Annotated in this window: 7 protein-coding genes and 1 pseudogene; 6 read left to right on the top strand and 2 right to left on the bottom strand. The window is 70.8% G+C overall.

The features are described from left to right. Nucleotides 1-476: pseudogene (locus tag AB0G02_RS24505) on the bottom strand (hypothetical protein); the annotation flags it as partial. A gap of 106 nt (nt 477-582) precedes the next feature. On the opposite strand from AB0G02_RS24505, the gene AB0G02_RS24500 reads away from it, so the two are divergent. Continuing rightward, complete coding sequence (locus tag AB0G02_RS24500; protein ID WP_360797798.1) at nt 583-1,668, top strand: DUF2332 domain-containing protein; 1,086 nt, start codon at nt 583-585, stop codon at nt 1,666-1,668. Nucleotides 1,669-1,828: 160 nt separating this feature from the next. On the opposite strand, the gene corA is transcribed toward AB0G02_RS24500, so the two are convergent. Then, nucleotides 1,829-2,905 carry a magnesium/cobalt transporter CorA gene (gene corA / locus AB0G02_RS24495; RefSeq protein WP_360797799.1) on the bottom strand — a complete coding sequence of 359 codons (1,077 nt, stop codon included), beginning with the start codon at nt 2,903-2,905 and terminating at the stop codon, nt 1,829-1,831. A gap of 296 nt (nt 2,906-3,201) precedes the next feature. Here corA and AB0G02_RS24490 point away from each other — a divergent pair, with 296 nt between their 5' ends. The 5 genes from AB0G02_RS24490 to AB0G02_RS24470 all read left to right on the top strand — a co-directional run bounded on the left by AB0G02_RS24490 (nt 3,202) and on the right by AB0G02_RS24470 (nt 7,036). Next, nucleotides 3,202-3,726, top strand: a complete 525-nt coding sequence (locus AB0G02_RS24490; RefSeq protein ID WP_360797797.1) for a MaoC family dehydratase — start codon at nt 3,202-3,204, stop codon at nt 3,724-3,726. A gap of 25 nt (nt 3,727-3,751) precedes the next feature. Next, entirely contained in the window at nt 3,752-4,837 is a 1,086-nt protein-coding gene (locus AB0G02_RS24485; protein WP_360797796.1) for a DUF2332 domain-containing protein, read from the top strand. Between the two features lie 567 nt (nt 4,838-5,404). Continuing rightward, the gene (locus tag AB0G02_RS24480; protein ID WP_170185132.1) at nt 5,405-5,563 is read left to right on the top strand and encodes a hypothetical protein; all 159 of its coding nucleotides are present in this window, start codon (nt 5,405-5,407) and stop codon (nt 5,561-5,563) included. Between the two features lie 40 nt (nt 5,564-5,603). Beyond that, on the top strand, nt 5,604-6,164 hold the full coding sequence (locus tag AB0G02_RS24475; RefSeq protein ID WP_360797795.1) for a PH domain-containing protein: 561 nt from the start codon (nt 5,604-5,606) through the stop codon (nt 6,162-6,164). 14 nt (nt 6,165-6,178) lie between these two features. Next, nucleotides 6,179-7,036, top strand: a complete 858-nt coding sequence (locus AB0G02_RS24470; RefSeq protein ID WP_360797794.1) for a PHP domain-containing protein — start codon at nt 6,179-6,181, stop codon at nt 7,034-7,036. Nucleotides 7,037-7,132: the final 96 nt, after the last annotated feature.

Below are 7,132 nucleotides of genomic sequence, written 5' to 3'. Positions count from 1 at the left end.
TGTCCGAGGCGTTCCGGGCGACCGGCGAGGCGCTGCTGCACCAGGAGTTCGCCGACGTGTCGCTGATCGAGGTCCGGGAGATCAGCGTGGACCCGCCGCAGCCGCCGCGCCTGCGCCCGCTCGGTCCACTGGTTCGGCCCGCCGCTGTAGCGGACCGACCCGCCCAGGCCGGCGATCCGCAGCCCGGCGACGTCCACCACCCGCTCGTCGGCGTTCACCCCGCCCGCCGGACCGGGCCACCGCGCCGGCAGGCCCGCCTTCGTCCACAGGCCGCGCACGTCGACGTACCCGGTCAGGTCCGCGTCGTGGTTGCCCGGCACGAACACGCACGGCCGGTCCAGCGCGCCGGCCAGGAACTCCAGGTAGTCGAACGGCAGGTCGCCCGCCGCGACCACCAGGTCGACGCCCAGCCCGCGCACCCGGTCGGTCCACAGCCGCTCGACGACCTCGTCCGCCACCGCGAGCACCCTCGGCACGCACCGAGCCTAAGCGCTGCCGCGTCCGGCGACACCTCGTCGGTGAAAGGGTGAAAACGCGGTCCGCCCCGGTACCGCACAAGAGGAACGGGGTTAGCGTCACGGTGTGCTCGCCGAGCTGTTCCTCGACGCGTCCCGCGCCTGCGAAGCCCGCAGCCCGCTCACCCACACCCTGCTGGTGTCGGCGGCGGCCGACCTGGCGCGCGGCGGCGTCACCGCGCGGGTCATGGCGGGCGCCGAGTGCGACCGGCACGGCACCGTGCCCGGCCTGCGGTTCGCGGGCGCCCTGCACCGCCTCGTCCTGGAGGGCCGCGCGCCGGAGCTGGCCGAGCACTACCCGACCGCCGGCGGCGAACCCCGCCTGGACACGCTGTGGGACGCCGCGCTGACCGTGCTGCACGAGCACACCGACGAGCTGCGCACCCTGGTCACGACCACGGTCGTGCAGACCAACGAGCCCGGCCGCAGCGCGCCCCTGTTCGGCGGCCTGCAGACCGCCACCCACCTGGCCGCCGCCGAGGCCGGTCGCCGCGCCACGTTCCCGGTCCGGCTGCTGGAGGTCGGCGCGTCCGGCGGCCTGAACCTGCGCCCGCACCGCATCGCCTACCGGGTCGACGGCACGACGCTGGGCGACCCGGGCAGCCCGTTCACCCTCGACCCGGGGTGGACCGGCCGGCCGCCGGTCGACCTGACCCACCCGCTGCGCCTGGTCCGCCGCGCGGGCTGCGACCTCGACCCGGTCGACGTGTCCACAGAGGACGGGCGGCTGCACCTGTCGTCGTTCGTGTGGGCCGACCAGGTCGCCCGCTTCGAACGCCTCCAGGCCGCCGTCGCGCTGGCCAGGCTCGACCCGGTGCCGGTGCGGCAGGCGACCGGGCCCGAGTGGCTGGCGGGCCAGCTCGCCCGACCCGAGCGCGACGTGCTCACCGTCGTCTGGCACTCGGTGGTGTGGCAGTACGCGTCACCGGCCGACCGCGCCATGGGCCGCGCGATCCTCGCCGACGCCGCGGCCCGCGCCACCCCGAAGGCGCCGCTGGCGCTGCTCGTGTTCGAGCCGCGCCGCACCCACACCGCGGGCCGCTACGAGTTCCGGCTGCTGCTCAAGCTGTGGCCGGCGGGACTCTCGCTGCGCCTGGGCACGGGTGTCGGGCACGGCATCCCGTTCACCTGGGACACCCAGCCCTGGGACTGAGCCCCGGGGCCGGGCGGGGCGGCCGTCAGTGGCCGTTGGCGATCAGCAGGGTCACCGTGGCGAGCCAGCCGAGCAGGAGCGTGAGCACCCAGAACCGCAGGTTGGTCAACATCCTGGTCATGTCGGTACATCCCGTCGCAAGAAGGGCAGGGGGAGGACGTCAGAGCCACTGGTTGCGACGGAATATTCGGTACAGCGTGAGGCAGACGACCAGGATCACCGCGATCACCATGGGGTAGCCGTACTTCCAGTGCGTCTCCGGCATGTAGTCGAAGTTCATGCCGTAGACGCCGACGCCCATGGTGGGCACGGAGATGATCGCCACCCACGCGGCGAGCTTGCGCATGTCCGAGTTCTGCTGGAGCGTGATCTTCGCCAGCACGGCGTTGACCAGCGTGGTCAGCAACTCGTCGAAGTTCATGACGCGCTCGGACACCTCGGTGAGGTGGTCGTCGACGTCGCGGAAGTACGAGCGCACCTGCTCGGGCACCAGCGGCGTGTAGCCCTCCGCCAACCGCCGCAGCGGCACGGCCAGCGGCATCACCGCCCGGCGCAGCTCCAGCACCTCGCGCTTCATCAGGTAGATCTGGTCGGCGCTGACCCGGCTGCGCGGCTGGAAGACCAGCGCCTCCATCTGGTCGATGTCGTCCTCGATGTGGTCGGTCACGTCGAGGTAGTTGTCGACCACGTGGTCCGCGATGGAGTACAGCACCGCGGCCGGGCCGTGCCGCAGCCGCTCGGGCTCCGCCTCCAGCTCGCGCCGCACCGCCGCCAGCCCCGAGTGGTTGCCGTGCCGGACCGTCACCACGAACTCGCGCCCCAGGAACACCATGATCTCGCCGCTCTCGACGATCTCGTTGGCGGTGTCCGGCGAGGAGTTCTGGATGTACCGGACGGTCTTGAGCACCATGAACAGCATGTTGTCGTAGCGCTCCAGCTTGGGCCGCTGGTGCGCGTGCACGGCGTCCTCGACCGCCAGCTCGTGCAGGCCGAACGTGTCCGCGACGCCCTGGATCTGCTCCTCGTCGGGCTCGTGCAGCCCGATCCAGACGAACCCGTCGCCGCGCTTGCGCACCTCGTCGACCGCGTCGACGTGCGACCAGCGGCCGGGCAGGCGGGTGCCGTCGACGTAGACGCCGCAGTCCACGACGTACGCCGACAACGGCACGGGGATCGGGACGGCGGGTCGGTCCTGCGCGCGGCCTCTCAGGCCGCCGAGCGAGGGCAAGCTGGGCACCAGGTCCTCCAGGTGGGGCGTCGACTCGACGAACGACGACGGCACGTCCCCGACCGGTACCGCTGGACCTAGCTGTGGGAAGCCGGCCCCCCGATGAGGACGCGCGAGGTACTCGCAGGATGGGGGTCGTTACTCATCGGTAGTCCTCACCTCCTCGGGTCGGTTGTCCGCAGCGGTGTAGTCGCTCACAGACCAGTTGCCGAGGGTACTCCCCCGGTGCTCACACTGTCGTCCCGGCCGGAGTGGTCCCCGATCACGACGGCCTATGACACATTGCCGGCCAACGGAGGCGTGCGGTGCAGTTCGGGCGTTACTACGAGGAGTTCGAGGTCGGCGCGGTCTACAAGCACTGGCCCGGGAAGACGGTCACCGAGTACGACGACCACCTGTTCTGCCTGCTCACGATGAACCACCACCCGCTGCACATGGACGCGCACTACGCGGCGGAGACCACCGACTTCGGCAAGAACGTGGTCGTCGGCAACTACGTCTACTCGCTGCTGCTGGGCATGTCCGTGCCCGACGTGTCGGGCAAGGCGATCGCCAACCTGGAGGTCGAGTCCCTCAAGCACGTCAAGCCGACCTTCCACGGGGACACCATCTACGGTGAGACCGAGGTGCTCGGCAAGACGCCGTCGAAGTCCAAGGACGACCGGGGCGTGGTCCACGTCGAGACGCGCGGGTACAAACAGGATGGAACGGTCGTCTGCGTGTTCCGCCGGAAGGTCATGGTGCCGAAGAGCTCCTACGTGCCCAGGAACTCGACCGGTGGAGCGCGCGGCGGTGAGCAGCCGGGCAGGCCCGAACCTTCGGCCGGCTGAGCCGGCAATCGGACAGAGGAGTGACGTGACCTCGCTGGATCTGGTGCGGCAACGACTGGCCGGGTTCGCCCAGCGCGAGGCGCACGGCGTCTCGCCGCTCTACGAGCACCTGGCCGCGCACGCCGCCGAGGACCCGGAGGTCGCCGGTCTGCTGACCGCCGCCCCGGAGCGGTTCGCCCACGGCACCCTGCTCCTGGCGGCGGCGCACCGGCTGGTGCAGGCCGAGCCGTTCCACGAGCTGTCCAACTACTACCCGTCGCTGGGCGGCACGTACGGCGCGGACGACAGCACGTGGCCGCTGTTCCGGCAGTTCGTGCTGGACCGGGCCGACCGGATGCGCGAGCTGATCGCCACCCGGAGCGTGCAGACCAACGAGGTGCGGCGGGCCACGCTGCTCTACCCGGCGCTGGCCCGCGTCAAGGGCCCGGTCGGCCTGCTGGAGGTCGGCTGCTCGGCCGGCCTGCTGCTGGGGATCGACCAGTACGGCTACCGCTACCAGACCCAGCAGGCCGGTCAGCTCGTCGCCGGGCCCGCCAAGGCGGCGCTGGGGCTGCACTGCGCGCTGGAGCTCGCGCCCGGCGCGGAGCTGCCGAAGATCCCCAAGACGGTGAAGGTCGCCGCCAAGGTGGGGCTGGACCGGGCGCCCGCCGACCTGGCCGACGAGGACACCTACGCGTGGCTGGAGGCGTGCGTCTGGGCCGACCAGCCGGAGCGGCTGCGGCTGTTCGGCGTGGCCGCGACCGTGCAGCGCAAGTCGCCGCCGCGGTTCGTGGTGGGCGACGCGGTGGCGGACCTGGCCGAGGCCGCCGCCCTCGTGCCCGAGGACCTGCCGCTGGTGGTCCTGACCAGCAGCGTCCTGGCGTACCTGCCGGGGGAGGAGTTCGTCCGGGCGATGCGCGAGCTCGACCGGCCCGCGTGGTGGTTGAGCCACGAGGGGTACGCGGCCGGGCTGGCGCACGTGCTGCCGGAGCGGACCGACCTGCGTCCCGGTCCGGACGAGCCGGCGCACGGCGTGGTGGGCCTGGTCCGGTTCGAGGACGGCGAGGTCAGGTCCGCGCAGGCGTTGGCCAAGACCGCGATGCACGGCCAGCGGCTCGTCTGGCTGCCCTGAACGGGCGAAGTCGATCACTTCCGGGGAGCGTCACCGCGCCGTGGGGGGTCGTGTGATGTCCCGGTGAGCGGAAGTGTGGCCAAGATCGCAGCGCCGGTCGGCCACGCCCCGAAGGCGTCGTCCCCCGGTCGGAGCACGCCCGATCGCACCTGGCAGGCGCGGGCGTGGATCTCGCGGACGCGGCGTGACGCGGGTGCGGCGACCGTGGTGATCAACTTCCCTCCAGTTACGGAGAGTGCTTTCTTTTGTTGACCTTTCCGCACGATTGCGGTCTCGTTCGAGTCGCCCGAATCCGCTCGGCCACGCGGTGACATCAGCTGTCCCTCACCTGGGCGAATGTTGCGTCGTACGAGTAGTCATCACCCGATCGTGTCAGGGGTGACGCCGCCGACTCGGAGGAGCAACGGCGCACTTTCGGCCGTTACAACTACTGTCAGTAGTCACACCGGGTTGGCGGTGCAGGCCGCTGACCCAAGTGCGGTACAAATCTCCCGACGTGTCGCGGAGTGCGGTACAACGGTTTTCACTGGCGCCAAACGGGTGCGGTAGCGAACGGGGTTGATCACCGTGAATCTGAAGAAGATTCTCACTTTCGCCGGGGTCGGCTTGGTCCTGTTCTTCCTCATCGCGGAGCCGCAGCAGGCGGCTCAGCTGGTGCAGAACATCCTCGGCACTCTTCGGGAAGCCGCTGAGGCGCTCATCACCTTCGTGAAACAATTGTTCTGAGTCGCGCCCGGCTCCTCCCCGACGGCGAGAGGTCGAAGGCATGTTCGCACCACGGGACCCCGACGAGTACCTGCTCCCCACGGAGCGTCGGGTCATCCGGGTCCGCAGGCACTGGAGCAGTCTGCTCTGGGATCTCCTCGAGGCGGCGGCACTGCTCGCCGGCGCGATGATGATCTCGTACCTGCTGCCCGACAACGCGGGGATCATCCAGAACATCCTCTGGTACGCCGCGCTGTTCGTGCTGCTCAGGCTGGCCTACTTCGTCATGGAGTGGTGGGTGGAGCGGATCGTCGTCACGGACAAGAGGTTCATGATCTCCTCGGGGGTCTTCGAGACCAAGGTCGCGATGATGCCGATCAGCAAGGTCACCGACCTGACCTACGAGCGGTCGGTGCTCGGGCGCATGTTCGGCTTCGGGACCCTGGTCGTGGAGTCGGCGGGTCAGATCCAGGCCCTCAACCGGATCGAGTACCTGCCCAACCCCGAGGAGGTCTACGACGCCATCTCGGAGTTGACCTTCGGTGACAAGAAGGCCCAGGCGGAGCGCTTCTCGATGATCAAGGCGCAGCGGGCGGCGCGCGGCAAGAAGATGGTGCCGTAGTTCAGACTGGGCGGGTGCGCATCGACCTGCACACCCACTCGACCGAGTCCGACGGCACCGACACGCCCGCGGAGCTGGTGGCGGCTGCGGCCGCCACCGGCCTGAGCGCGGTCGCGCTCACCGACCACGACACCGCCGCGGGCTGGGCGGAGGCCGCCAACGCGCTGCCGCCCGGCCTGAAGCTGGTGCGCGGCGCGGAGCTGTCCTGTGCCTCCGACGACGGCCGGGGCCGGGTCATCACCGTCCACCTGCTCGCCTACCTGTACGACCCCACCTCGCCCGCGTTGGTCGAGGAGCAGCTGCGACTGCGCCTGGAACGCCGCCAGCGGCTGCGCCGGATGGCCGAGCGGATGGTCGACGACGGCTTCCCCATCGACCCGGACGAGCTGATGGCGGCCATGCCCGCCGACGCGCCGGCCGGCCGTCCCCACCTCGCCATGGCGTTGATCAGGGCCGGCGTCGTGTCCACCGTCGACGAGGCCTTCGCCCGCTACCTCACCGGCGGCCGGTACTACGTGCCGCGGACCGACACGCCCGTGGCGCGGGCGATCGACATGATCACCGAAGCCGGCGGCGTGACCGTGCTGGCACATCCCTTCGCCACCTCGCGAGGCCCGATCGTCACCGACCAGGTGGTGGCGGACCTGGCGGGGCTCGGCCTGGCCGGCGTCGAGGTCGACCACCCCGACCACGACCCGTCGACGCGCGCGCGGCTGCGAGGGCTGGCGGGGGAACTGGGCCTGCTGACCACCGGTTCCAGCGACTACCACGGCACCAACAAGACCGTCCGGATCGGCGCGGAGACCACGTCCCCGGAAGTCCTGGACGCCCTGGCCGACCGCGCGACGGGCTGCAAGATCCTGGTCGGTTGACCGCTCCACCGCCACCCCCTGCGAGGTCGCGTCGGTCGTTCGCGACTCATCCGCCGGCGATCACGCTCTTCGATCGTCGGCGGATCAGGCGCGAAC

The organism is Actinosynnema sp. NPDC023658, from assembly GCF_040639995.1.
GTDB lineage: Bacteria > Actinomycetota > Actinomycetes > Mycobacteriales > Pseudonocardiaceae > Actinosynnema.
The sequence above is the reverse complement of the archived record's forward strand: the minus strand, read 5'-3'. Positions and strand labels throughout refer to the sequence as shown.

What these genes read in the sequence shown, in the direction of transcription:
- AB0G02_RS24475 (WP_360797795.1), top strand. Translation starts at nt 5,604, where the DNA reads ATGTTCGCACCACGGGACCCCGACGAGTACCTGCTCCCCACGGAGCGT.